This is a genomic window from Pseudomonas sp. S4_EA_1b (assembly GCF_016307435.1).
Taxonomy (GTDB): Bacteria; Pseudomonadota; Gammaproteobacteria; order Pseudomonadales; family Pseudomonadaceae; genus Aquipseudomonas; species Aquipseudomonas rhodesiae.
In genome coordinates this window covers 1-1,670 of sequence record NZ_JAEILC010000221.1, presented here as the reverse complement: position 1 = coordinate 1,670, position 1,670 = coordinate 1, and the positions used below count along the sequence as shown (strand labels likewise).

Annotated in this window: 1 protein-coding gene and 1 pseudogene; both read right to left on the bottom strand. The window is 50.3% G+C overall.

The window, feature by feature from the left end; genetic code table 11:
• A pseudogene (locus YA0848_RS35810) lies at nucleotides 1–309 on the bottom strand (hypothetical protein); the annotation flags it as partial.
• An 87-nt stretch (nucleotides 310–396) separates the two neighbouring features.
• Nucleotides 397–1,371: a hypothetical protein gene (locus YA0848_RS35805; protein ID WP_169903717.1), complete on the bottom strand. Its 975-nt coding sequence runs from the start codon at nucleotides 1,369–1,371 to the stop codon at nucleotides 397–399.
• Nucleotides 1,372–1,670: the final 299 nt, after the last annotated feature.

Sequence of the window (1,670 nt, the reverse complement as noted above, 5' to 3'; positions counted from 1 at the left end):
TACGACCTTTGGCAGGACGTCAGGGGGACGTGGAACGTCAGGTACGGTTGTTTCTTTTTTATTGGATATCAAGCCAATTAACTGGTTAAAAAATGAAGTAAACAATGCCACCAATGAATTGACCGCATCCGCATTTTGGACAGCACTATTTTTTACATTCGCGACGGCGGTGGGCGACGCATCAAACTTTATGTTATTTCTGGAATAACCGTGCGAGACGTCTTCATTCACTGCGTTGAAAGTATCAACACCAAGGACCTGACGCACATCTATCACACGCGCAACATTATTAATTAAAGGACATGGCATAACTGACTCCTTGAACAATGACCTCACCGAACCGAGCCGACACCGGAGAAGTCATTGTTTTACGTGAACGATCCTAGCCTGTTGCTTTCAACGCCTGAATGCAGGCCGCCTATTAAAACGCCAGTCCCTGTTATCGAATGTATTTTCCGCTGGGCCAGGGCTGGTCAAATCAGGTTCCGTTTTGTCAGGTTTAACTTCGACGAGGGTGTCCGGCTTGACGGGTGGCGTCACGTTGGGTTTCGCGTCCGGCTTCACATCCAACTTCACGGCCGGGTTCGTGTCCGGTTTCACCTCAGGCTTAACTCTCGGCACGGGTTTTGGCGTTACGCCAGGCGTTACATCGGGATTGGGCCCAACGCGCACGTCTGGGATAACCCTTGGCCTGATCCCACTATCAGGCAATACGCCGTGGTCGGGGCAGTGACAATGGCTGACGTTGACATTCACCTGTACGTTCGCCTTTGCATCGTTGGTCACTGCGACCTCAGGCCGGGGCACTTGCGGCATCACCGGTGTTGGGGTGTTGCGGGCGTCCGCTAAAACCATCGACTTCTCTGCGTCAGCCTTACCGGAGAGGTCCGTTGTCTGAGGGGTTACCCGACGCTTTTCCAAGCCTGATGTCACGGATGGGTCGGCAGCATCCGGCTTCACCGATTGCTTTTCCATATCCGGCTTTACCAATCGCTTATCTGCGCCTGGCGTCGCCGGTTGGTCAGCGGCATCCGGCTTCACAGGCGCTTTGGTGACGTCCGGCGTAAGACCCGGCGAATGCTTCAAACCAGACATAAGATCAGGCGCATTATTTCGCCCAACAAACACTTCCCGCATAGACCTAAAGAACTGTTCGATCATGTCAAACATCTTAGAGAGTGCACCCGCATTGAACATCAACTCGTTATTTTTAACGCTAGAATTTTCAAAGCGCGCCGTCGAAACATCGGAACGGGAAGTGCTACTAGGCGGGGTGGATTTAGCATCAGCGCTCGTCGGCTTTGACGACGGTTGATCGAGAATCGATGTATCAGGTTTTACAAAAGTAGGATTATTGATCGTTAGAGACATTCATAACTTCCTCAATTAACGCAACCTGACCCCGTTATAGGAACAGGAAAGCAATAGTCTTATTGACCAGCAAGCAACAAGGCTGCTTCACAGTCCCTACTTTCGTGGAAAATAACGCTGTCGGGTTCCTTGAATCGCATTTCATATAAGGAAACCAAACCGAATTTTCAGATAATGCCTCATGGCTTTTATCGGAAGTCCGCGAATCAAGCCGCCAAGCGAAAGCATTAACGGAAATACATATTAATAAATCGACGCGCGCGCAACTGAGCGAAATAATTCTGGATACCGCCCAGTAA